This window comes from Mycobacterium sp. 23 (assembly GCF_048287075.1).
GTDB classification, from domain to species: Bacteria; Actinomycetota; Actinomycetes; order Mycobacteriales; family Mycobacteriaceae; genus Mycobacterium; species Mycobacterium gordonae_B.
Genome location: NZ_JBLVUX010000004.1, coordinates 147977 through 171308, shown reverse-complemented (window position 1 = coordinate 171308; position 23332 = coordinate 147977). Strand labels below are relative to the sequence as shown.

Here is a 23332-nt window from a genome sequence, read left to right as displayed (position 1 = left end):
GGGTTCGAGCGCAGAATAGCCGTGTTCGCCCTGTTCAGGACGTTGTTGCGATTGATGCGACGTTGGGCGAGGGGTGGATTCCGCGGCGGGCCAGTTCGCGTCGTAGGTCGAGGTTCTCGCCGTGTGCTCGTTCGAGGGCGTCGCGGAGGGCTTGCAGTTGCTGGCGGTGCTGTTTCTTGAGTTCGGCGATCTGGCGGGTCAGGGTGATGACGAGGGTGCTGTTGGTGTTGACGGGCTGGTCGGCAGATGCTTTGCGGCGGGTGCCGCGCAGGTGCTCGATGCGTGTGCGCAGTTCGGGATGGTTGTAGAGGAAGGCGTGGGAGACGCCTGCTTCGCGTTGCACGGCTTGAAACGTGATCGGTTCGCCGCGTTTGACCAGTCGGCGGATGGCTTGTTCAGCGTCTCGGGTTTTGTTGTGAGACTTGGCTTTCGCGGCTTCGTTGAGGGCGGTGATTCGGCGTTCTCGAGAGTCGGTCATCGGGTGCTCCTGCGGTGGCGGGTGAGATCGAGAGTCAGCGGGACTGGTGCAGCGCTGGGCCGATGACAGGCGGTCGTCGCGCCGTGGGCCGCGGAGTCGGGCGCGTGGTTGAGGGCGGCTAGGAGCCGGGTCAGGGCGTGGTGTTCAGCGCGGCGCCGAATGAGCCATACGTTGTCCTCGGGCATGGGATGGCCGTGTCGTTGCTCGAATTCTGTTGTGGCCCGGTCGATCAGGTCGGTGGTTTCGCGGAGTTGACGTTGCAGCACGTCTCGGTGGGTGTGGTCGGTGACGAACACCGAGCAGGTCAGGCAGGCGTTGCCTTTGTCGCAGGACTGCAGCGGTGGCAGCATGCACCATCCGTTGGGCAGGAACCGGTCTGCGCGGCGGAATAGATGCAGACTGTCGTGGTCGTCGCTGCAAAGTTGGATGCGGGTGCCATCGGATCGGAGCTTTGCGGTGGCCAGGAACGCTTGCTCGGCGTGTTCGTCGCGGGCGGCGATGTAGTGCATGGTCATAGTGGGAGTGGCGTGTCCGGCGTAGCGCTGCAGGACATGAACCGGCAGACCGAGTTCAGCCAGCCGGGTCAACCGGGTGTGGCGGAAACGGTGGGTGTGGCTTAACCGCACGACCTGACCCTTGGCGTCGGTGATTCGAACGAGGTCGCTGAGGGTGCGTAGCACCCAGTTGTAGGTGCCTGCCGGATAGGGTTTGTCGCCGCGGCGGTTGCCCAGACGCCGAGCGAACAGGAAGTGTCTGCTGCTGTCGGGGTGCTGACTTTGTATCCAACGTTGTTGTTCGGCAATGACTTCGGTGACCTCGTGGTCAACGATGATGGTGTCTGGTGCGACGTCGATCTTGCTTTGTGCGTAGCGAAACCTGCTCAACGTTTGGTCGTCGCCACCGCCAGATGCGGGGGTTCTCGGGGCGGCAAAGAGGCAGTCGAAGTCGCAGGTGCGTATCTCGCTGGCTCGGCGGCCGGTGAGGATCTGCAGCAGGATCATCCGCATCGCTTGCGGGTCATCAAGCCCACTGGCGGTGATGGTGGTGCCATCGCCGCGGGTGATGGTCATCTGCTCGGTGCGTGGCAATCCGATCAACGGCAATGCCGTGGTGATCTGAGCGAGCGCGTGATCATCGATGTAGTTCGCCTCGTTGAAACCGCGTTGATGCGGTACCCGACTGACCCGACCGAACCAGCTGGAGGCATGTGCGACGGTCACTCGTTGCCAAGGACCAGGCCCAAGAACTGCACGCGCTTCGGCGGGGTTGGCGGCGACGAAGTCCAGTAATCCAGCCACGGCCCGCAGGTCGTCATTGATACCCCGGATCGGCACCGGTCTTCCGAGGTGGCGGGTGTCGGATTCGCGGGTGACGCGGTTGGCGGCCACGGCGGTCCACCGCGCGAACGCAGCTGCCTGCTCGACCGCTGCCGTAGGTTCACCCAGGATGTCGGTCGGGTCATCGAAGCTGGTGGTCAGCCACTTGTCGAAGCGGCGGAAGCTTCGCATCCGTTCCTGGCTGACCGTGGTCCAACGCAGCACCCCCGATTCCAGCGACGTGCCCAGGTGCCACTTCATCGCGGCCCGCAGCCAGGGCAGCTGGATGTGTCCGGGTGAGCAGCCGTAGTTGGCGACCGGCTCACGGTCGGTCAGCGGAATCCGCGGATCGCAACGTGGGTGCCAGAAGTCCAGTTGCCACCACGGCCCGTCGTGACAAGCGGCGATCAGGGCGTGTCGTGCAAATCCGAACAGGCCGTGAACTCGGCCGCGGCCTCTGGGTGAGGGCAGTCGTTTGCCCCGGCTGGCATAAAACCAGCTTTGCAACGCCGCGGCGGCGTTGTAATCCATCTCCCGGACCGACGCGGGGAAAGCACGGCCCTGGGCTACGGCCCGCCGAATGATGTTGGCCAGCTGCGCCATCGCCAGCACCGACACGCGAGTGCCGTCACCGGCCTGCCAGTGCGCCATCCACGCCAGCTCTGCGGCAAAGGGGTCCGGTAATCCGCTCAGATCCAGACGGGGCCAATCATTCTCGGTAATCGATGCCCAGTTCTTGATGCCAGGCCCGAGGATCGGGCCCCGCCACTGCGCCGGCAACCCATCCCAGAGTCGCCAGATCGGGTCGAGGTGTTCGGTTCCTCGCAGGTAAAGATGCCCACGCTCGTCGATCATTCGGCCACCCGCCAGCTGCTGGCATAGGAAGCCCAGTTGGCCGCCGCTCGCAATGCCTCGTCGTCGCGGACCCACCCATACAGGTCAACAGTGGTTTGCACGTGGGCGTGCCCGAGGCGCCGAGATACCACCCACTCCGGGGTCCCCGCGAGCAACAGGGCAGTGGCATGAGTGTGGCGAAACCAGTGCGGTGTCCACCCGGGCGGCCCGAAACCGCGACGACGCAGCGCCGCGACTTTTTCCCGTACCGTCGTCTCACGCAGCGCGGCCAACAATGGTGGTCGCGCGACGTTCACTAGCAGCGGACGCGTGTTGGTCAGAGCGATACCGGATTCGGCTGCCCGGCAGGCGATATCGGTGAGATAGTCGGCGAAAAGCCGCTCAAGGTCAGCACCGACATAGACCCGCCGCGGTCGCATCATCTTCACCCGCGCCCCGTTGGGGTTATCTGAGCGCGGCACGATCTCCACATATGCGGTGCCGCCGCGTCCGAGCACGAACTCGCCGATCCGCAGGCCCAGCGCCTCCCCGAGACGCATCCCGGTCTCGGCCAGCAGGGCGAACACGAACCGGTCTCGCAGGTTTCCTTGCCACGATCTGGACTCGGTATCGAAGACCGCGCAGCCATCCAAGATCGCCTGGATCTGTTCGGGCAGCAGCAACGGAGGTCTGTCCCTGCGTCGGTCGCGTCGCACGCGCACCAATGACGATGCCGCCGGATCCGAACGCGCATCAAGATGAGCCAGCAAGCCTCGTGCTGGTCGGCGGCGCGGTGTTCCTCGCAGTAGCCGTCCCGCCAACGAAACCCCGGACACAGCCTGATACCAGCGGTAAAACGAAATCAACGCTGCCAGGCGAACTTCCAATGTTGCAGCAGTCGGGGCCTGGTCCGACTCAGCCAGTCGATGTTCAACCGTGCGGCCGTTGCGCTGCCAGGACAGGAACCCTGTGAAAGCTGGGACACCGACATCGCGCCAATCGTCGGCTTGTCCGCGTTGCTCGAGGAAGCTCCACCACTGGGCCAACGAGGTCGCATAGCCACGCACCGTGTTGGGCGACCACAGGTGTCGGTGAGCTTCTATCCATTCCTCAATGGGACCGACCGTTGCGTAGTCCTCACCCAGCACGGTCCATGTCCGCTGCCCACCCGTGGGAGACACTGCCACTGGATACGCCATCGTTGCCGTTCCTTCACGTCGAAGAACACCCGCCGATTAATCGGCAACAACGATGACTTGCCCAGCATCAACCCCCCTGTCGCATACATAGATTCGAGCGTGTTGCTACCCGTTGATAACGACTGGGCCGTAGAGGATGACTGATTCGCCGGCGTCCAGCCATCGCAACGCGGCCAGGTCGCGCAGCATCGCGGCGGGTAGTTTGGGGTTGGCGGTGAAGTCGAAGTCTTCGAAGGTGGCTTGTTCTTCGAATTTGGCGCGGCGCAGTCGTTTTGTCAGCGCGGCCGATTCGCGGCGAGCGATCTCGTCCTCGCACAGGGTTTGCAGGAATTCGAGGTGACCGAGCCCGCCGTCTCGGGTTTGGGCCAGTCGAGCGTCGAGGGTGTCGAGCATGCCGGACAGTTTCAGGGTGCGCAGGGCATTGCGCAGCGCCGGGTCGCAGATAGTCATGAGTTACTCCGTAAGGGTGGATTAGCTTGTGGCAATCGGTGAATGGGTTGATCGGGCGACCGGGGTGTCGAACTGTTCGGGGCCGCGCAGATACGCCCCAGTGGCAGCGGCGGCACCGCCGCCGACTGGTGCGTCGGCGCTTTGTTCAGTGCCGGCGATAAGGATGCCCTTGATGGTGCGATAGGACGGGTCGCCGGCGGCGATGGCGCGGGCGCAGGCGGCCTCGAGCCGCTCACAGCCGTGCTTGTCGCGCAGCCCGAGTACTCCTTGCGCCGAGCGCAGATGGTGGATGGCGTTGTCGGCCATGAAATCGGTGATCACCTGCTCACACGCCGGGCCGATCAGCTCGGCGGTGCGCCGACACCAAGCCGGGGTTTTCATGTGGAAGGCGATCTTTTCCGGCGGATAGTGACTGAAGTCGGTCGAGCGCCCACTGGGGCGGCGTAGGTGGGTGGCCACCACATCGGCGCCGGTGAAGATCTGCACCACATCGCCGGCGGTGCGGGCGTGTAGGCGTTGTCCGATCAGCCGCCACGGGACCGAATACAGCGCCTTGCCGACCTTGAGGTGGGCATCGACTCCGACGGTGCCAACCGACCAAGTGGTGAGTTCGAAAGCGGTGCGGGGCAGAGCGATCAACGCATCTGCTTCGACCGCCTCAAAGACCCGCACGGGCGCGGCGCCCTCCAGAGCGCGGCAGTGCCGGCCGCCGGCCACCTCGGTGCTCCAGCGCGCCGCGTCGACCTGCATCACCGCCAGCGAGGTGAAGTCGCGGCCCTTCCAGAACGAGTCCCGGACGTAGCTCATGGGCCGTTCCACTCGGGGCTTATCTTTCGGTTTGAAGGCCCGCGCCGGGTCGACCAACGTGCCGTAGTGCACCGCCAACTCAGCGTAGCTGCGGTTGATCTGCGGATCGTAGAGGTCGGGTTTGTCCACCCCGGTCTTGAGGTTGTCACACACCAGCCGGGCCGGTACGCCACCGAAGTACTCGAATGCCGCGACATGACAAGTGCACCAGGTGGTTTGGTCCATCCGGATCACTGGCCGGACAAACAGGTGCCGCGAGCACGCCAGCACCATCACGAACGCCCACACCGCCACCCGCCGGCCCGTCGAGGGATCGAACCACATGCCCAGCTTGCCGTAGTCGATCTGAGCCTCGCTACCAGGATCCACCGGACCACGCGGCACGGTGACCTTCTCGCGAGCCGCTTCCTCGGCGAAATGCGTTGCGATCCAACGCCGCACCGATGATTCCGAGGCTGCGAGCTGATGATCATCACGCAGCCGCTGGGCGATCGTGGCGACCGTGACATCGGCGTCCAACCAGACTTTGATCTGATCGCGATACGCTGCGATCAACGGCCACGTGTGCGCCCGCAACCCCGGGTCATTGAGTTCTGGGAACCAGCCCTCGATCAGCTCCGCCCACGATTCGGCGCTCAACGGCGGCCCGCCCGGCTCGATTCCCGCCGCGATCGCCGGTGCCAAATATTTGCGGATAGTTTTGCGGTCGATCTTCAATGAGTCCGACAACTGGACCTGTGAGCGGCCCGCGTGCCAGTGGGTGAACAGCTCGACCAAATCGAGCATCACGATGTTTCTCCTCGCCATCAGCGCCCTTCCATCCGTCAGCCAACGGATGCCGAGCGAACCTTGCTGCGAGGCCCACACCGGGCAGACACACCGCCCAGGGTGGGGAATTACGTGACAGCCAGGGTGGGGAATTGCGTGACGGACGACCCCTCAAACCTGGGGAAATACGCGACCGCTGACATTGGGGCGGCATCCACCACATGAGAACTCGGGCTTCGGCGCGAAGCGGTGTGACCTGATAGCGCCTCTGTGTGTCAAGCGGCTTCGGGAAGGAGTTTCCGTTGATCACGCTTGAGCGTGCGGTAGACGGCGTTGGAGAGCCTGCGTTTGAGGGCGCGGCGTGCTTCAGCGGGTGTTTTTCCTTCTGCGATTTTGCGTCGGTAGTAGTTCTGTCCGATTCCGGGGTCGCGGATTTGGCAGGTGGCGATGATGTGCAGCACGCTGTTGAGGGCACGATTGCCTCCAGTGTTGAGTCGGTGGCGGACCGTGTTGCCGCTCGAGGCTTCCAGCGGGGCACTGCCGGTGTAGCTGGCGAAGTGATGTTCGGTCGGGAAGCGGTCAATGTTTCCGACGTGACCGAGGACTTTGGCGGCAAGGACGATGCCCATTCCCGGCAGTTCGGTGAGCGTAGTTCCGGTGGCGTTCAAAGCACACGCATCTGCGTTTCGCTGCCTTTGATCAACCGGTCGAAGCGCCGCAGGTCGGCGACAAGGTCACGGACGAGGTCGCGCCGACAGCAGTCGGTCGCGGTCATCGGCCTGATCCGCTTGAGAATGTCGGCGGCCTTGTCAGTAGACAGCGCGGTGGGCGCTCCTCCGGGGACCAGGTCGCGCAGCAGGACGTGGAGCCGATTGAGCAGGCGGGTGCGCTCGCTGACCAGGTCATCGCGACGTTCGGTAAGCAGCCGCAAGATGGTGGTCTGGTCTTCAGAGCAGACGCGGCGCAAATCCGGGCGGAACAACGCGACATGGGCGACGTGCAGCGCGTCGGCAGCGTCGGTCTTGCGGTTGCCGCCGGTGGCAAGCATCCGGGCTCGCGCCGACAACGTGGAGGGAACATCGACGACGTGCTCGCCGGCCGCAGCGAGCTGCTGGGCGATACCGCGGCCCAACCCGGCGGCGCCCTCTACGGCGAACCTTCTCTGCGGCCAGTGCTGGCACCAGGAAATCAACTGCCGGAAAGTCCCGGCGTTGACCGGGAGGCGGCGTTGAGCAATCTTTTTGCCCGAGCTGTCGATTGCGACTGCGGTATGGGTGGACTTGTGCGGATCAATACCGATCAGAATCACGGGTTAGCGGCCTTGCGCTCGTTGGGATGGGACGTGCGCGGTGGGCACCCTGACTTCAAGTCGATCTACTTGCATGCCTCTGTCGAGCCACACCGCACGGGTGCCAGACGGCGGCGGCACGCTATCAATGAGCCAGCCCTCAGGCGGCAAGGAGCAGTGCGAGCCAATGCCGTCCGGCACCCTCGGACACTGCGAAAAACAAAGATCTTCGCGGTATCCGGTTGTCATTCAACAAGTCAGGAGCGTGCTCGCCCGCGGCCCATCACTGGCTGTCCACCCCTTTCCGCACGGCCCAACTTACGGAAAGGGGCTACCGCGCACATGGCCGGCAGCAAACGACTCGTTAGCGGCGGCGTGGACACACACTGCGCCACCCATCACGCCGCGGTCATCGATCGCAACGGGCGGCTGATCGCTGATGCCGAATTCTCCGCCACACCAGCAGGTTACGCATCGATGCTCACATGGATGCGGTCGAAGGGGAAACTCGGCCAGGTCGGTGTCGAAGGAACCGGCGCCTACGGGGCCGGGCTTGCCCGCTACCTGCACCAGCAGTCCATCGAGGTACTCGAAGTTCCCCGACCTGACCGACGACTCCGCCGCCAACGCGGTAAGAGCGATCCGATCGACGCCGAAGCAGCAGCAAGAACCGTACTGGCAGGCAAAGCGAGCGGAGCGCCGAAGCTCGCCGACGGCCCCATCGAAGCCATCCGGATGTTGCGCGTCGCCCGCAACGGCGCCGTCAAAGCCCGCACCGCCGCCCTCAACACCCTGCGCTCGATAGTCATCACCGCACCCGAACCCCTGCGCACCCAGCTACGTTCTCTGTCCTCGGCGCAGCTCGTCACCGCCTGCGCACGTCTGCGACCCGACCCGACCAACCTCCTCGACCCCGCCCAGTCGGCCAAACAAGCCCTACGCTCGATCGCCCAAACGGCTCAGCATCTCGACACCGAAACACGTTCCCTACGAAAGCAACTGGACGAACTCACCCAGACCGCCGCACCGGCCACCACCGCCATATTCGGGCTCGGCCCAGAGACCGTGTCGGCACTGCTGGTCACCATCGGCGACAACCCAGACAGGCTGCGCAGCGAAGCCGCATTTGCCCACCTCTGCGGCGTCGCCCCAATCCCAGCGTCCTCAGGCAAAACCCACCGCCACCGGCTACACCGCGGCGGCGACCGCGCCAGCAACAGCGCGCTGCACATCGCCACCGTCGTGCGACTGCGCTACGACCCCCGCAGCCGCGCCTACGCCGACCGCCGCACCACCGAAGGTCTGTCCATGCCCGAAATCATCCGCTGCCAAAAGCGCTACCTGGCCCGCGAGATCTTCCACGCACTCCGCGCCGACTACGCCCAACTCAGCACTTGACATCTATAGGAGCGTCATCATCGATCAGTTGACCCAGTTTGGACAGTTTGGTCTCATCCCGGGAGCGCTGAATAACGGCAGCCTCATCGGAATACAGCAGATGAATACGTTTGGGAGCGGTGCGTCGGGTCTGTTCTCCTGGACATCGCTGGGGGGCAACGGTTCCGTGGCTGACGGCGCCGAGACTTTGGGCGCCGGAGGGCTCGCTTCGGGCGGGCTGGGCGGACTTTCTCCGGCCGCCGGTGCGGCGGGGCCGGTCGGCGCATCCGGCGCCGGTGGGGCGCCATTGCTCGCGGGTGTTGCGAGCCAAGCATCGTCGGTCGGCGGGTTGGCTGCGCCCGCCAGTTGGGCCGCTGAAACCGCACCAGCGGGAGGCGCGGCCCCCGGCGGCGGGGCAGGCGCGGCTTCGGCCAGCGCGGCGCCAGGGGCTGCAGCGGTGACAACTTTGCCAGCCGGCATGTGCCGTCGGTGGCAAGGGCAGGGACGTCCGGCGGCTTGGGTGCGCCGCGCTATGGCGTTAAGCCCACCGTGATGCCCAAGCCGGCAGCCGTTTAGGGCGCCTGGCGGGCGACGCCGGCACTGAACGGAACGCAATCGTTCAATGAGCAAGAGTTAGGTGAAAGAAATGCTTGTCGATTTCGGAGCGCTACCCCCGGAGATCAACTCAACATGGATGTATACCGGCCCGGGGCCTGGGCCGATGATGGCCGCTGCGGCGGCTTGGAACAACCTGGCCGCCGAGTTGACTACCACAGCCTCCGCCTACGAGTCGGTGATCTCTGAGCTGACGGGCGGGCCGTGGGTGGGCCCGTCGTCGGCAGTCATGGCCGCCGCGACCGAGCCCTACATCGGGTGGATGAACATCACCGCCGCGGCAGTTGAACACGCAGCCAGTCAGGCCATGGCATCCGCGGCTGCCTACGAGGCAGCGTTTGCGATGACGGTGCCCCCGGCCCAGATAGCGGCCAACCGGGCTCAGCTGGCAGCCCTTGTCGCCACGAATTTCCTGGGGGTGAACACGCCGGCGATCATGGCGACCGAGGCCTCCTACGCCCAGATGTGGGTCCAAGATGCCGTCGCCATGTACGGCTACCAGGTATCCTCGGCAAGCGCCGCATCGTTGAACCCGCTGACCTCGCCGACACAGACCACCAACCCGGTCGGGCCGGGCGCCCAAGCCGCAGCAGTCAGCCAAGCCGCGGTGCAACCGGTGGCGTCCCCCCTGGCGGGCTCTGCCGAGTCTTCTTCTGCGGGACTCGTTTCCAGCACCAACGGTTTCTTGAACGACCTTGTTGGCTCGGGATCGAACATTGGTATCTGGAACGACGCCTATAGCATCACCGGCCTGATAGGAGGCGTCGGTTCTTCGGGCATGTTCCAAGCGGTTGCCGGTGGGGTCAGTCATGGTGTGTCGCAGAGCGCTTCGGCCGCTGCCGGTGCTGTCGTTCCGCCGAGTTTCGGAACGATTCTGGCGGGCACGGCGGGGCCGGCAGCCGCAGTTTCCGGCGGGTCGCCGGTATCTGTGGTTATGGGCTCGGCGTCCTCGGTCGGGAAATTGTCCGTGCCGACAGCGTGGACGACGGTCACCTCGGCTGCGCCTGGTGGCGCCACCCTGGTCGGCTCGGGATGGACGGCCCCCGTGGAAGGGGGCACGGCGACGACGGTCGCAGCCGGTATGCCGGCCTTGGCCGCGGCCGATCGCGCAGGCTATGGCGTCGCGCCACGCTATGGTGTCAAGCCCAGGGTGATGCCCACGCAGTTGCTGGGCTAAAGAACTGCGAGTGAGTCTTATTCAGCGAGTGTCGCCGCCGAGTGCGGCCTCGCACTGGCCCGGCCGAGAAACGCGCTTGTGCCCAAGCATTCATAGTGGCGGCGCCCCGCGAGGTCGAGTACCCTCGAGGGGTATGGGGGCAGTGCGGATGCGAACGGACGCGGGTCGCGTCGGCGTCTTTGGGCGGCCTCGGTGGCGGGCTGCCGCCGGTGTGGCGGTCGTGGCGGTCGGCGTCGCGATGTGGGTGCTTGTCTTCGGTGGGCACTCCGTGTTGCGGTCGCAGGTTCCTGCCTCCCACCCGCCGCATGCTCTGGTTGCCTCGTTCGGCAGTCAATTTGCCGTCAACGTCGACCATCCGCATGTGTCGAAGGGGTCGCCGACGGTAGATCACCACGAAGCGTTTGCGGTTGGCGTGCTGCCTAACTCGCCGGGCGCTGCCATTGCCGCTTTGGGTGTTGTCGTGGCGGCGGCTGCCGGTGCGAGTCCGGGGTGGCAGCAGAACATACTGGCGGGGCGGGGCCCGCCGCGCGGGCTTCGCGCTGTTTTGACCGGTCAAGATCTCTTGATTCGGTTGCGCCTAATTCGTCGCTGATTGGTCAGCGCCAGGCCGTTTGTGCATGTCACGACGGCCGGTGGCCGCTGCCCCTTGCCAATGGCCGCGTCTGTGGCCTGTTGCCAGAAAGCGACGATCAGATGGACAACAACTTCTCCCGCTCACCATTGAAATCTTTGGAATCTCGCCTTTCGTGCACTCCACGGTCAACGGCGTTGGCGAAACGCCAGAGCAGCCCCGTACAGTGCCAGCCCGCCGCCGAAAGTCACCGCCAGCCCGCCGGGTTGGTGGGCAATACTCCGGTGTTGCGGATCTCGGAGCCGTTGACTCCGGCCGATCGGGGGTTCTGGGCCAAGCTCGAGGGATTCAATCCCGGCGGCAGCATGAAAGACCGACCCGCAGTACACATGGTGGAACGCGCCCGCGCCCGCGGTGACCTGCGCCCGGGAGCGCGCATCGTGGAATCCACCAGCGGATCGTTGGGTTTGGGACTGGCACTGGCCGGCATGGTCTATCGCCACCCGGTCACCGTGGTCACCGACCCGGGCATGGAACCGATCGTGCAGAACATGCTGCACGCCTACGGCGCCGAGGTGGACCTGGTCACCGAGCCCCACCCGCTCGGCGGATGGCAACAAGCCCGCAAGGACCGCATTGCGGAACTACTGGCCGCTGACCCCGACGCCTGGTCCCCTGATCAGTACAGCAACCCCGACAACGTTGACGCCTACCGACCGCTGGCTTTGGAGTTGCTCGATCAGCTCGGCGGTGTCGATGTGCTGGTGTGCTCGGTGGGCACCGGTGGTCATTCGGCCGGGGTGGCCCGGGTGCTGCGCCAGGCCAACCCCGGCCTGAAGGTGATCGGGGTGGACACCGTCGGCTCGACGATCTTCGGTCAACCCGCGGCCAGCCGGTTGATGCGGGGTCTGGGCTCGAGCATCTACCCGCGCAACGTCGACTATGCGGCGTTTGACGAGGTGCACTGGGTGGCACCGGCCGAAGCGGTGTGGGCGGCGCGTGCCCTGGCGGCCACCCACCACGCCAGCGGCGGCTGGAGCGTGGGCGCGGTCGGGTTGGTGGCCGGGTGGGCCGCACGCACCATGCCCGCCGAGACCACCATCGCCGCGGTCTTCCCCGACGGACCACAACGGTATTTCGACACCATCTACAACGACGACTACTGCCGCAAGCACGGCCTGCTCGACCACCTGCCCCCCGCCGAGCCGGCCCTCATCGAGGACCCCACCCGACAGGTGGTGCAGTCTTGGACCCGATGCACCAGTGTCGTCGACCCGACCGCACTGACGCCCCAGCCCGCAGCCAAAGCACAAGGCGTCCTGAAGGTTTCGGGCGGGCACAACGAAGAGGAGTTCCCTGGAAAAGGCGGGCGGCCATGACGTGGGCGTGGAGTCGATTGATTAGGCAAAGCACTCCATCGGTTGCATTTGGCCGTGCCAGCGCAGCGACAGATGGTGCACAGCATGGGGATGCCCCGGTGACGCGGGTTGTGGAGCTACACCGCGCGGACAGCGCTCGCGGGCAGTTACCGAACGAGTGCAGCGAATACGTGATGTGGGACGCCGCCTATGTGCTGGATTCGCTGTCGGAAGATGACCGCCGCGAATTCGAAGCCCATCTGGGCGGCTGCACGGTGTGCCGGAAGGCTGTTGTTGAACTCAGCGATATGCCAGCACTTCTGGCAGTCCTTAACCGTGGCGAGGTGGCGGCGATCGTCGGAGGCTCGCGTTCCGCGGAGAGTCGCACCGGCACGGGCCGGACCTGATGACGTGAATGCTCGGCCAGGCACATGCGTGCGCTCCTGCGTCGAACGGCAGGCGGCGCGGGCGTGTCCGGTGAGCCAAGTCCACGGCTGGGCGTATAAGGGTCCAACGGCAAGGTTTCAGGGCCCAAGGCCACTACAGCCAGTCGCCGAGTGGTCGTACGTTTGATTTGGGGGCGTTGATTTGCACCTTTCGTGGAATTGCGGTCAATGGAAAGAGTTATAAAAATGTTCGTTACATCACCCAAGGTCCCGCGTTACTTGCGTAGCGGGCAGGAAATGCGTTGCCATGATGACGGCGCTATGCGTTTCCTGCTCGCCGATCGCAGTATGGTCACTGAATTCCAAGCCGCGGCAACCGTTTTGACAGTTACGACCGCGAGCCGACCAGCTCGGGGCAACACCAATCACATCGATGCCGCAGAAGCACAGGTTAGTGGCAACGGCGCAGTGTGGCTGTCGCATCGTAGGCCGCATGCCACTGCTGGCTGGCAACAGAGTTTGGAGCAGTGATGGATACCGTACTTGGTGTTTCCATGGCACCCTCGAAGGTTCAGATGGTGCTGGTAGAAGGCGAAAACGCTGACGGTGTCACGGTCGACCAAGACAACTTCGAGATCGAATCAACCGACGACGCGGCACCCTCCGCGGGCGTCGACCAGGTTATCTCGGCCATCCTCGGTACCAGAGAAGGCGCCGCCGAGAGTGGCTACCAGTTGCTCACGACCGGGGTCAGCTATAGGGACCAATTCGACGCAGCGGCGCTGCGCGATGCGCTGGCCAGTCGCAAGATCGAGAACGTCATGTTGGTATCGGCGTTTCTGGCTGCGGCCGCTTTGGCGCAGACGGTCGGCAATGCAACCGGCTACACCCAAACCGCGCTGCTCTTCGTCGAGCCCGATACCGCGACGTTGGCTGTGGTCGATACCGCCGACGGTTCCATAGCCGATGTGCACCGACGACCGCTGCCCGACGATGATGACGAGGCCATGGCCGAGCTGGTTCAGCTGGTTTCGGACGCTGAGGCGCTGGACGAACATCCGGATGGTGTGTTCCTGGTCGGTTCTGGGGTGGATGTCCCGCTGATCAAACCGGTACTGCAGACCGCGACCTCACTTCCGTTGTACGCACCCGAGGAGCCGGAAACGGCGCTCGCCCGCGGCGCGGCGCTGGCGTCGGCGAACGCACCGTTGTTCGCGTCGTCCACTGCAGCGATGGCTTATGCCCAGGATCCTGATTCCGGTATGTTGGACCCGAATGCGATTGCGCCTCCGCCGATTTCCGTCGCGGACACCCTGGGGCCGGTTGACGAGGGCGTCGCCTACAATGCGGGCGCCGACGACGAAGCCGACACACATACGGCCGTCCGGGGCCAGCAAAACTCGATCACCGGCCCGGTGGCCGACACCGGTGCTGATGCCGATGAGCAAGGGCGCAAGTTGTTTTGGCTGCCTGGGAGCGCTTTCATAGCGGTCTTCGTGGTCGGGGTCGTCGCGCTGGTGATGGCGCTGGCGATCAGCGTCCGGCCGATGAACAATCAGCACCCCAGCCCCGGCCAGAACATGGTTACCCCAACGAAGCAGGCCCCGCCAGTGCCGGCAGCTCCGGCCCCTGCGGCCCCGGCTCCGGCTGTTCCAGCCCCAGCGGCTCCGGCTCCTGAGGTTCCGGTCCCCGCTGCTCCTGCTCCCGCTCCCGTGCCGGTAGCGCCTGCTCCAGAGGTCCAGGTGCCGGCGGCTCCGGTTCCCGCTCCGGCCCCGGTGGCTCCGGTTCCCGCTCCGGTGCCGGTGGCTCCGGTGCCGGTAGCGCCGGTTCCTGCTCCGGTGCCGGTGGCTCCCGCAGCTCCGCCCCCCTTACCCGTACCGCCCATCATCGTCCCGCTGCCACCGATCTTTGGTCCTCCTGGGCATGGAGGTGGGGGACGCGGCGGTGGGGATCGCGGTGGCGAAGGTCACGGCGGTGAAGGCCGTGGGGGAGGCGGATTGATCCCGGGAATTCCGGGTCTGCCGGGATTCACGCATTGATTTGTGACCAGCTAGGAGAAGGTGGGTAAGCTCTCTATCTTTGAGAAGGCCACGCCCGCAGCTGAATCCGGCGTGCGGGCGGGCCCGGGAGTCGATGCTAGGCCATTGCGCGGCATTGTTCAGCGCAGGCTCGACAGGCTTTCGCGCAGGCGCGGCAATGCTCTGTATCGAATTTCTCGCACTCGGCCGCGCACGCGTCGCAGATTTCCGCGCACAGTTGGCACAGCTTGGCTGCCCAACTGGAGCCGCGGGCGAGCAGGCTGGTGCAGGTCTGGCAGATGGCGGCGCAATCGAGGCACAGTCGGGCGCAGTCCGCCATGGCGGCTTCGCCGACACAACACGTGTACGCACATGCCTCACACGCCTGGCTGCAGTCGCTGCACGCGTCGATACAGGCGCGGTTTGATTGGTCAACGAGGTTGTTAGCCATCAGGATCGTTTCCTCTCGGATCGGTATTCTCTGTTTCTCTCCCCCCTGGCAGTAGGTGCCGGGGAAGCTTCGGTTGCTCACCAGTCTCATCGTCCGTGGAGGTATCACGGCGTCGACTGGCACTCGTGGGAAGCCGGTTCAGACCAGGCTGCCGATAACCGACCCCGCACACTGCAACCAGTCGGACGTGTCCTTGCAGCGTCGGGAGGAATGCCAGGCCACTGAAGTTCCAAGCGTTGTGTGCTTCCGTCGCCACCGCCATCGCCACATCCTTGCTCGCGGGCTATCGAATCGACAGCCGATTCCCGCCGTAGATATGGCTCTCGGACTCCATCGCCGGCGGTCGATCTTCAACGTAAGGGCTGCCCTTAGGGCAGGGTCAAGCGCTGCATCAGCTAGTGTCGCGCGTCTGAAGTTTGTTGACGGGTGTGGGGTAGGACTTCGTCTGCGCTCTTGGTCCATGAGAACGGGTGGCAGCGTTGGTTCCAGCCGTTGATGAAGGCACTGATGGCAGCCATGAGTTCTTTGACGCTGTTGAATGAACCTCGCCGGATGGCTTGGCGGGTGATGATCGAGAAGAACACCTCGACCAGGTTCAGCCATGATCCTGAGGTCGGGGTGAAATGCAGTGTCACGCGTGGGTTCTTGGCGAGCCACGCGGTGATGTCGGCGTGTTTATGGGTGTGGTAGTTGTCGCACACCACATGCAGTCGCCGCCGCGGGTAGGCCCGGGCGACCGCCTTGAGGAAGTCCAGGAACTCGGCCTTGCCATGCCGCTCATAGCAGCGGTCGGTGACCTTCCCGGTCGCGATCTCCAACGCGGCGAACAAGGTGGCGGTGCCGTTGCGCTGGTAGTCGTGGGTGGCTTTTTCCGGCAGGCCCGGGCGTATCGGCAGGATGGGTTGGGTGCGGTTGAGCGCTTGAATTTGGCTCTTTTCGTCAACGCAGAGCACGACCGCCTTCTCGGGAGGGTTCAGATACAGCCCGACCACATCGCGCACCTTGGCCTCCAGCTCGGGGTCGGTGGAGAACTTGAACGTCTCACGACGCCAGGGCTTGACACCGTAGCGCCGCCACGCGCGGGCCACCGTGGCGTCCCCGATACCCAGGTAGCGGCCTAGTAACCGACTCGACCAGTGCGTGACCGCCAAGGCATCCGGCGGTGGTTCCAGCGTCGCGGCGATGATCGCCGCGTCATCGACCGTTTTGGGCCGCCCACTGCGGGCTTCGTCGTCGAGTCCCGCAATTCCGTTGGCGGCGAACCGGTCCCGCCACTTAATCACCGTGGGGCGCGACACCCCCAACATCCGCGCCACGCTCGAGGTACCGGCGCCATCAGCCACCGCCAAGACGATTCTCGCGCGCTCGACATGGCCGGCAGACACCGTCGAGGACCGAGTCCACGACTCCAACGTCACACGATCTTCAGGACTGATTAGCAGTGCAGATGACGGCATACACCATCATCCCACACTGTAAATTTATTAATGACGCGCGACACTAGTCCCGCAAGTCCGTCATCGCCGGCGCCGCCGAGACGAGCGGTTCGATCACGGAGCGAGAGGGCTCAATTTGGGGCGGCAGCCTTCTTGATGATCTGACCCACCACCCTGTCCTCCGATTGGTGGTTGCACTCGTGTGCGGTGGCGAGTGCATCCGCCAGCCAGCGACGTCGGCGGTGCAATTCCATGATCGCGTGGTCCACCTTGGCGATATGTGCATCAAGGATGGCCGCTACACGCCCGCAGGGGGCACAGTAGCCGCGGCGCATATCCAAAATTTCCCTGATTTCGTCGAGCGAGAAGTTCAGTAATTTCGCGTGGCGGATAAAACGGAGTAGTTCTACGTCGTCTTCGGTGAAGAGCCGGTAGCCGGCCTCAGTGCGCGGCACTGGTGGCACCAAACCTTTGGCCTCCCATAGCCGAATCGCCTTGATGCTTACTCCGGCTGCCTGTGCGGCGGCGCTCACTGTCATAACCATTTAAGGTTTCCATTCTTGTCTGCGATTCCCCGCCATAGTCGCTGGTGACGGGTATGCGGTTGCTGCGCGCCGCTGTGCGTTCGGCGAGAATTCCCCCAGAGGTCGAGGAGTTCCGGCGAGGCGGGATCAGCTCGCCGATTGCGGGCCGTCCTTCATTCGCACTGCCACGGCGTAGTTCAGTACCCTCGCGGGCTTTTGCGGCTAAGTGGGGGAGGCCCGACGATCCTCTGTGGTGACTTGTCGCGAAGTTGTTCCCCGGCCGTGGACCGCATCTCATCCGCCGAGGCGAGAACCTCTCTGTACCAGTGCATTCTGATTGAGCGCAGTTCGCCTGCGGGTGGCTCGCGATCGGTACCTGCCGGCGAAAGAGCGCATTATTGACACGGGTGATGCCCGAACTCTTGGGGGCCTCGGCAGCACCGCGGACACGCACTGTTCGCGGGTGATGCCGGGGCGCGGTCACGCTGATCGCGCTCGTGCATTGCACTTTCGCAAGAGTTTGCATGTGCGCCTAGCTGTCGTTCCGAGATATGAAATGCCCCACCCGGGTATACTATCCCATGCCGCGGCGGTGCTACTGAAAGGCGAAGACCCATGTGATCGCTACTGTAGCCGCAGGCAAGTCGGCTGCGCCCGCATTGGCACCGAAACCCGTTGCCCTTCAGAGTGAAACCACGTTGTCCCGCCCCACTGGGTGCGTGGCGGCCGCATGCCTTCGCGGCGAGGCGACAGCACTGTCGACGATGGTATTGGACGACGTCGGCCGACGCTGGTTGGCCGTGAGACTCGGCACAGACACTTGCCGACCGCGGCCGCCTCCGCCCCGGCACCTGGCAAGCCTGGCGCAACGCCAACGACGCTAACTGACCGCACAGGAGCGTCCAGGCACTACGCACACCATCAGGTCGGAGAATGACCTCCGTCGCACAACACAATTCCTGCATGGAGCCTGAGATGCTCCAGTTCAGGACTTAGTGCCCTAGTTGAGTCGTGGAGATCGCGCAAGGCTGAAGACGTTGCTCTGTCAGCAATTTGCTCATCGAATCGACTGGAGGGGTGATCACGGTGGGAACGTTGAAGGACGAATTGACCGCGAAGGTCGTGGATTACGAGCATTGGGCCAAGCGGCGTCGGTTCGGCCGCTTCGGGTACACCGACCGCAGACTCTGGGTGCTGGCCTGCATGGATGAGCGCCTGCCAATCAACGAAGCACTGGGCATCCAGGTTGATTCACCCATAGGCCACGGAGACGCGCACTGTTTCCGCAACGCCGGCGGGATCGTCAGTGACGACGCGATTCGATCAGCGATGCTGTCGACGAACTTTTTCGGCACCACTGAGATCGTCATCGTCCAGCACACCCAGTGTGGGATGTTGTCAGCCAACGCCGAAGACGTCGAGGCCTACTTCAAAGACAAGGGCATCGACACCGGCCATCCCGTATTGGACCCGACGCTGCCCGAGCTCAGGCTTGACGAGGGGGCTTTCGCCAAGTGGCTCGGGATGATGGACGACGTTGACGAGACGCTGTTGAAGACGATCGAAGTGTTTGACAACCATCCGCTGATTCCCGACCACGTGACCGTCAGCGGTTGGGTATGGGAGGTGGAGACCCGCCGCTTGCGGCCTCCGACGCGTGATCCCGCGCGGCGCGCGCGCACCGACGCGACGGCGTCCGACTACGGCGTCAACCAGCCACAGCCTGCGCGGTGGCAGTTGGGCGACAGCGAAACCGACGTCGTCACGGCAGCCGACCCGGTCTGCGGAATGGAGCTGCTGATCGACCGCGCCGCGGGGCACCGCGACGTCGACGGGCAGACGCTGTACTTCTGCTCCCAGCTGTGCCTCGACAGCTACGACGCCGAACCCGACCGGTATCTGCCGTCCAGCACGTGAAGGTCGGCTCCGATTTCTCCGGAGCACCGTCGAGGTCGCGCTCATAGCGTCCGTTCACGCACCGCCTTGGCGACGTCCATTCGCCCGATCACGCGAAACGCCGGGATGGCCGTCAACAGTGCGGCCGTCAAGACGGCCGCGGCGACGAGTAGCGGAGTTGTGGTGTGCATCATCAGGTGCCATCGATAGCCCTGCGTCACGTAATTGGACATGAACCATTCAGCGAGCCACGTCCCGGCGATCAGGCCGGCCGGCACACCGATCGCGACGAGCGTCATATTCTCGACCGCCACCAGTCGGCCCAGCAGAGGGGCACCCATTCCGGCGGCCTGCAACGTGCTCAGCTCGCCGGTGCGCTCACTGACGTTGGCCGACATCGCGTTATAGAGGAGCGCCATGGCCATCACACCCGCTGACAACAAGGTCAGCGCAACCAGCACGTTGTACAGGGCGAACGCCTTGCGGATGGTGGCTGAGATCGACTCGGTGGGCACGTAGGCGGCCACGCCATGCAACGCCATCACATCCTGGCGCTTCACGTTCTGGTTGACGCCGGGAGCCAGCTTGAGCAAAACGCCCGACGGCGCAAGAGCGGGCACTTGGGTGGACGAGACATATACGACCGGGTTCATCGGCTCGTCGACGAAGCCGGCGACGGGTAGGTCAAGACGAATTTGGTTCTGGGCGTTCGTTATTGAGATCCGGTCACCGACGGCGACGCCGAGAATCGCCCGCAGGCCCTCTCCCAGCAACACGCCGTCGGGCGGAAGACTGCGGCCCGACGGGCCCGATGTGAAGCGGTGCATCTGGGTTGCCGACGCCAAGCCGATCAGCAGGGTGTCGGAACGGTTGTCGCGGTGTTGCACCGTGACATCCAGCCGGGTGAACGGTTCTGCGGCAGCGACTTGCGGGTCGGCTCGTAGAGCACTCGCGACGGCGTCGGCCCTGCCTGCGGCGGTAATGACTTGCGCGTCTTGAAGTTCGACCTCTCCGTACTGTCGGTCGATGACGCCGTTGACGGTGTCGCGTAATCCGGCGAACACCATTACGAGGCATACCGAACTGATGACCCCGGCGACGGTAAGGATGGTGCGGCGACGGTTGCGGGTGATGCCGCGCAATGTCATTCGCCAGCGAGTAGGCATACGCCCCAGCGGCGGCAGCAGTCGTTCCGCGACGCTCACGCCGCCGCGCACGCGTGGCGGCAAAATCCTCATCGCTTCCGCCGGGCTCATCCGCGATGCGGCGCGCGCCGGGGCCCAGGCGGCAAGCGCGGATGCTGCAGCGCCGGCCACGGTTCCGACGATCAGACTGCTCGGGTACACCGACGTCGCCCGCAGCGGCAGTCCCATCGTCTGGGTGTATTGGGCGGTATACCAGCCACCGAGAAGGTAGCCGCCGATCATCCCGGCCATGGCCCCTGCCAGGCCGACGGCCACACCGTACGTCAGGTAGTGGCCGAGTATCTTTCGGCCGGACACTCCGTTGGCCGACAGTGTGCCGATCACGGCTCGTTGAGCGGCGACTAGTCGAGACAAGAGCACATGCGTCCCAACCACCGCTGCCACGAGGAACACCCACGGCATAAATCTTGCGAACTTGCGTACCGATTCCATGCCGTCGCGCAAGGAACTGTAGGACGGCAGCTCGTCGCGCGACGTCACGATGACTCCATGCGAGCGACCCAGTTCCGTTGCCGCGCTGACCAAAGCGGCTGCTTGGTTGCGATCGTGTGCATACACCTGCAGCTGGTCCGCCGGCTGGGCCGCGAATTCAACCATGTCTGGTGCCGGCACGAACACCACGCCGAAGTACTCCGGCGTGGTCACGGTCTCCGCCCGGGAGCGGGCCGGCCACAAATATTCTGTCGACACGGCGGATCCGGAAACGGACACGGGATGCCAGCCGGACGGCCCGAGGAGTTCGACGGTGCTCGCCGGGTGCAGACCGTAATGCGCGGCGAGGTGCTCTTCCACTAGAACCGAGCCGCGGGGCGGCAGAACACCGGATCGCAGTGCCAACTTCGATACCGGGGGTTGGGTCTCAACGGGCACGCCGACCGCGCGGCCGAACAGGGTGCGCCCGTTGATGCGGATACTCACGTCGGCCTGTTGTCGAAGGCCAACCTCCGGATGGCCGGGAAGTTTTAGGGCACTCTCGTACAACCCCGACACACCGGTTCCGGTGATGACCACATCTGGCAGCAGTTGCGTCGCGTATACCCGGGCGAACGACTGCTTCAAGTTGGCATAGGCGTCTGTGGCCCCGACGAAGACCGCCACACCGATGCCCATCACCAATGCCGCGGCAAGGAACTGTGAACGTTGCCGCCCCAGGTCCCGACGCACCTTGCGGAGCAAGATACGGTTCACCAGTCGAGTTCCTGCGCCGGCAGTGGGGCACCAACCCGCTCCTGACGGGCGACCCTTCCCGAGCGCAACCACACCACGCGATCGGCGATCTGGGCGATCGCGGAATTGTGCGTCACCAAAAGGACGGTGTTACCGCCTTCCCGGGCCAACTCGTGCAGCACCGCCAGCACCTGCCGCCCCGTGGCCAGGTCGAGGCTGCCGGTCGGTTCGTCACACAGCAACAGCGGCGGCCCTTTGACGATGGCGCGGGCGATCGCTACTCGTTGCTGCTGACCACCGGACATTTGCCCGGGAAACCGGTCGGCGAGGTCGGCCAGGCCGACTTTCGCAAGCGCCTCACGACTGCGCCGAGCACAATGTCCGCCGGCGAGTTCGGCAATGATCTCCACGTTCTCCTGCGCCGTCAGAGTCCCCACCAGGTTGGATATCGTTGCCTGACAACAAGATCCGTCCATCAGTGGGCGCTTCGATGCCGCCGATCAGATTGAGTAGCGTGGTCTTGCCCGAACCGGACGGACCCAGGATCACGACGAACTCGCCGCACTGAAACTCGAGGTCGATGTCCTTGAGCGCCTCCACCGCTGCGGGTCCGGAGCCATAGGTTCGGCTCACCGCCTCAAGCCTTAACACGGGAGGCGCAGAGGCTACCGCTGCCTCAGCCGATGCGGTGTCGTCCGACGACGGGGAATGTCCGCTCATAACGCATGCCCGGAACATTCGCTTGACGAGTGCGTCGCCCCTTGGCGTTGGCCCTCGTGGACATGCCTCCCGGCAGTCCAGAGACCGGCACGCGACCACCTGACGTCGGGCGTCGTGCAGGCAACAAACTGGTCCGACACGCACACGGGATCGGAAACGTCGGATGCGCCACCTCGCGTCAATGAATCCTTCAGTTTTTCGCCGTACATATCCAGCGATCCGTGAGTCAGCATTTCTTGATGTGTAGCGTCGACCGAATACACGGTGATATTGCCGGCAACGTACGGCCGCCACCTTCGCTGAAGAGACGCGCCCCGATCGCTTGCCTCCCGCGCAGCGGAAATAATGAGCACATCACCGTCGAAGACCGCGGGTTCGTGAGTTCGATACAACGACATACCACTCGTGACGTTTTGGACGAACATATCCAGCAGCTGTCTATAGCGAGGGTATTCTGCCGGGCCCTGTTCTCGGGCAAACTCGTCGATCTGCTCGTAGGTAAGCGGTTCGTTCACCTCCGGAAGCCCTATGTCGTAGAGCCGCAAGGCTTCTAGCTGCTTCCGCCAGTCGTCTAAACTGTGGTTTTGGAGGCTGTCGATAGTGGGATCGGCGTCGAGAAGGATGAGGTATGCGACGACATATCCGCGCCGCCGCAGCTCGATCGCCACTTCGTGGGCGATGACGCCTCCAAACGACCAGCCGAGAAGATTGTAGGGACCGGTCGGATAAACCGCTTGCAGCCCGTTGGCATAGTTTCTCGCCATATCGCGAAGTGACCGGGGTGCGGCTTCCTCGGGCTGCAATATTTGCTGTATCCCGATGATCGGACAGTCCAAATAGCTGCCAAGAGCGTGATATGGCCAACTTATCCCGCCCCCTGGATGAATGCAGAACAGCGGAACGCCGGAACCCTTCTTCAGGGTCTGGACCGGAACGACTTCTTGCACAGAGGTGAAATCTGTACGCCGGTGTAGGTGGTTGGCGAGGTCGGTGACGGTGGGGGTGTCGAAGAGGGTGCGGATGGGGATTTCGGTGTTGAGGGCGAGTTGGAGGCGGGTGGTGGCGCGGGTGGCCAGCAGTGAGTCTCCGCCGAGGGTGAAGAAGTTGTCGTCGAGGCCGACGCGGTCGAGGCCCAGGACCTCGGCGAAGGTGTCGGCGATGATGTGTTCGGTGGGGGTGTGTGGTGGCCGGTATCTGGTGGGGGTGAACACCGGTGGGGGCAGGGCGTTGCGGTCGAGCTTGCCCGAGGGGGTGTGGGGGAATTCGTCGAGCACTATCACGTGGGTGGGGG

Annotated in this window: 17 protein-coding genes and 3 pseudogenes; 7 read left to right on the top strand and 13 right to left on the bottom strand. The window is 64.4% G+C overall.

Annotation, left to right across the window (positions count from 1 at the left end):
- Positions 1 to 34 precede the first annotated feature (34 nt).
- The 7 genes and pseudogenes from ACNQS7_RS00990 to ACNQS7_RS00960 form a co-directional block, all read right to left on the bottom strand.
- Complete coding sequence (locus ACNQS7_RS00990; protein ID WP_133450214.1) at positions 35 to 478, bottom strand: DUF6262 family protein; 444 nt, start codon at positions 476 to 478, stop codon at positions 35 to 37.
- Positions 475 to 2649: a tyrosine-type recombinase/integrase gene (locus ACNQS7_RS00985; RefSeq protein WP_133450213.1), complete on the bottom strand. Its 2175-nt coding sequence runs from the start codon at positions 2647 to 2649 to the stop codon at positions 475 to 477. The genes ACNQS7_RS00990 and ACNQS7_RS00985 overlap by 4 nt, the downstream gene beginning before the upstream one ends.
- A complete protein-coding gene (locus ACNQS7_RS00980; protein ID WP_133450212.1) occupies positions 2646 to 3827 on the bottom strand; it encodes a tyrosine-type recombinase/integrase in 1182 nt (393 codons plus the stop codon). The genes ACNQS7_RS00985 and ACNQS7_RS00980 overlap by 4 nt, the downstream gene beginning before the upstream one ends.
- Before the next feature lie 120 nt (positions 3828 to 3947).
- A pseudogene (locus tag ACNQS7_RS00975) lies at positions 3948 to 4277 on the bottom strand (ATP-binding protein); the annotation flags it as partial.
- A gap of 21 nt (positions 4278 to 4298) precedes the next feature.
- Positions 4299 to 5870: an IS21 family transposase gene (gene istA / locus ACNQS7_RS00970; RefSeq protein WP_418011125.1), complete on the bottom strand. Its 1572-nt coding sequence runs from the start codon at positions 5868 to 5870 to the stop codon at positions 4299 to 4301.
- Positions 5871 to 6127: 257 nt separating this feature from the next.
- Positions 6128 to 6520, bottom strand: coding sequence for a transposase (locus ACNQS7_RS00965; protein ID WP_418011113.1), 393 nt, complete (start codon positions 6518 to 6520; stop codon positions 6128 to 6130).
- Positions 6517 to 7161, bottom strand: a complete 645-nt coding sequence (locus tag ACNQS7_RS00960; protein ID WP_418011112.1) for an IS110 family transposase — start codon at positions 7159 to 7161, stop codon at positions 6517 to 6519. Before ACNQS7_RS00960 ends, ACNQS7_RS00965 begins: the two co-directional genes overlap by 4 nt.
- Before the next feature lie 321 nt (positions 7162 to 7482).
- Here ACNQS7_RS00960 and ACNQS7_RS00955 point away from each other — a divergent pair, with 321 nt between their 5' ends.
- The 6 genes and pseudogenes from ACNQS7_RS00955 to ACNQS7_RS00930 all read left to right on the top strand — a co-directional run bounded on the left by ACNQS7_RS00955 (position 7483) and on the right by ACNQS7_RS00930 (position 14663).
- Positions 7483 to 8538: an IS110 family transposase gene (locus ACNQS7_RS00955; RefSeq protein ID WP_418011111.1), complete on the top strand. Its 1056-nt coding sequence runs from the start codon at positions 7483 to 7485 to the stop codon at positions 8536 to 8538.
- 100 nt (positions 8539 to 8638) lie between these two features.
- The gene (locus ACNQS7_RS00950) at positions 8639 to 9070 is read left to right on the top strand and encodes a hypothetical protein (protein WP_142283478.1); all 432 of its coding nucleotides are present in this window, start codon (positions 8639 to 8641) and stop codon (positions 9068 to 9070) included.
- A gap of 93 nt (positions 9071 to 9163) precedes the next feature.
- A complete protein-coding gene (locus ACNQS7_RS00945; RefSeq protein WP_133450211.1) occupies positions 9164 to 10309 on the top strand; it encodes a PPE family protein in 1146 nt (381 codons plus the stop codon).
- A gap of 768 nt (positions 10310 to 11077) precedes the next feature.
- A pseudogene (locus ACNQS7_RS00940) lies at positions 11078 to 12160 on the top strand (PLP-dependent cysteine synthase family protein); the annotation flags it as partial.
- A gap of 197 nt (positions 12161 to 12357) precedes the next feature.
- Positions 12358 to 12645 carry an anti-sigma factor family protein gene (locus ACNQS7_RS00935; RefSeq protein ID WP_371934623.1) on the top strand — a complete coding sequence of 96 codons (288 nt, stop codon included), beginning with the start codon at positions 12358 to 12360 and terminating at the stop codon, positions 12643 to 12645.
- Between the two features lie 509 nt (positions 12646 to 13154).
- Positions 13155 to 14663, top strand: a complete 1509-nt coding sequence (locus ACNQS7_RS00930; protein ID WP_055577116.1) for a DUF7159 family protein — start codon at positions 13155 to 13157, stop codon at positions 14661 to 14663.
- A gap of 97 nt (positions 14664 to 14760) precedes the next feature.
- Here ACNQS7_RS00930 and ACNQS7_RS00925 read toward each other — a convergent pair whose 3' ends face one another.
- The 3 genes from ACNQS7_RS00925 to ACNQS7_RS00915 form a co-directional block, all read right to left on the bottom strand.
- Entirely contained in the window at positions 14761 to 15174 is a 414-nt protein-coding gene (locus ACNQS7_RS00925; RefSeq protein ID WP_231752376.1) for a four-helix bundle copper-binding protein, read from the bottom strand.
- A 314-nt stretch (positions 15175 to 15488) separates the two neighbouring features.
- Positions 15489 to 16550: an IS630 family transposase gene (locus ACNQS7_RS00920; RefSeq protein ID WP_065140309.1), complete on the bottom strand. Its 1062-nt coding sequence runs from the start codon at positions 16548 to 16550 to the stop codon at positions 15489 to 15491.
- Positions 16551 to 16660: 110 nt separating this feature from the next.
- Complete coding sequence (locus ACNQS7_RS00915; protein WP_263861982.1) at positions 16661 to 17068, bottom strand: MerR family transcriptional regulator; 408 nt, start codon at positions 17066 to 17068, stop codon at positions 16661 to 16663.
- A gap of 1071 nt (positions 17069 to 18139) precedes the next feature.
- On the opposite strand from ACNQS7_RS00915, the gene ACNQS7_RS00910 reads away from it, so the two are divergent.
- Entirely contained in the window at positions 18140 to 18970 is an 831-nt protein-coding gene (locus ACNQS7_RS00910; RefSeq protein ID WP_069435279.1) for a YHS domain-containing protein, read from the top strand.
- A gap of 41 nt (positions 18971 to 19011) precedes the next feature.
- On the opposite strand, the gene ACNQS7_RS00905 is transcribed toward ACNQS7_RS00910, so the two are convergent.
- From ACNQS7_RS00905 to ACNQS7_RS00895, 3 genes and pseudogenes are all read right to left on the bottom strand, one after another.
- Positions 19012 to 21342, bottom strand: coding sequence for an ABC transporter permease (locus tag ACNQS7_RS00905; protein WP_133450400.1), 2331 nt, complete (start codon positions 21340 to 21342; stop codon positions 19012 to 19014).
- Positions 21339 to 22041 (bottom strand): annotated as a pseudogene (locus tag ACNQS7_RS00900) (ABC transporter ATP-binding protein). The gene ACNQS7_RS00905 and the pseudogene ACNQS7_RS00900 overlap by 4 nt, the downstream one beginning before the upstream one ends.
- Positions 22038 to 23252, bottom strand: a complete 1215-nt coding sequence (locus tag ACNQS7_RS00895; protein ID WP_418011124.1) for a thioesterase domain-containing protein — start codon at positions 23250 to 23252, stop codon at positions 22038 to 22040. The pseudogene ACNQS7_RS00900 and the gene ACNQS7_RS00895 overlap by 4 nt, the downstream one beginning before the upstream one ends.
- Positions 23253 to 23332: the final 80 nt, after the last annotated feature.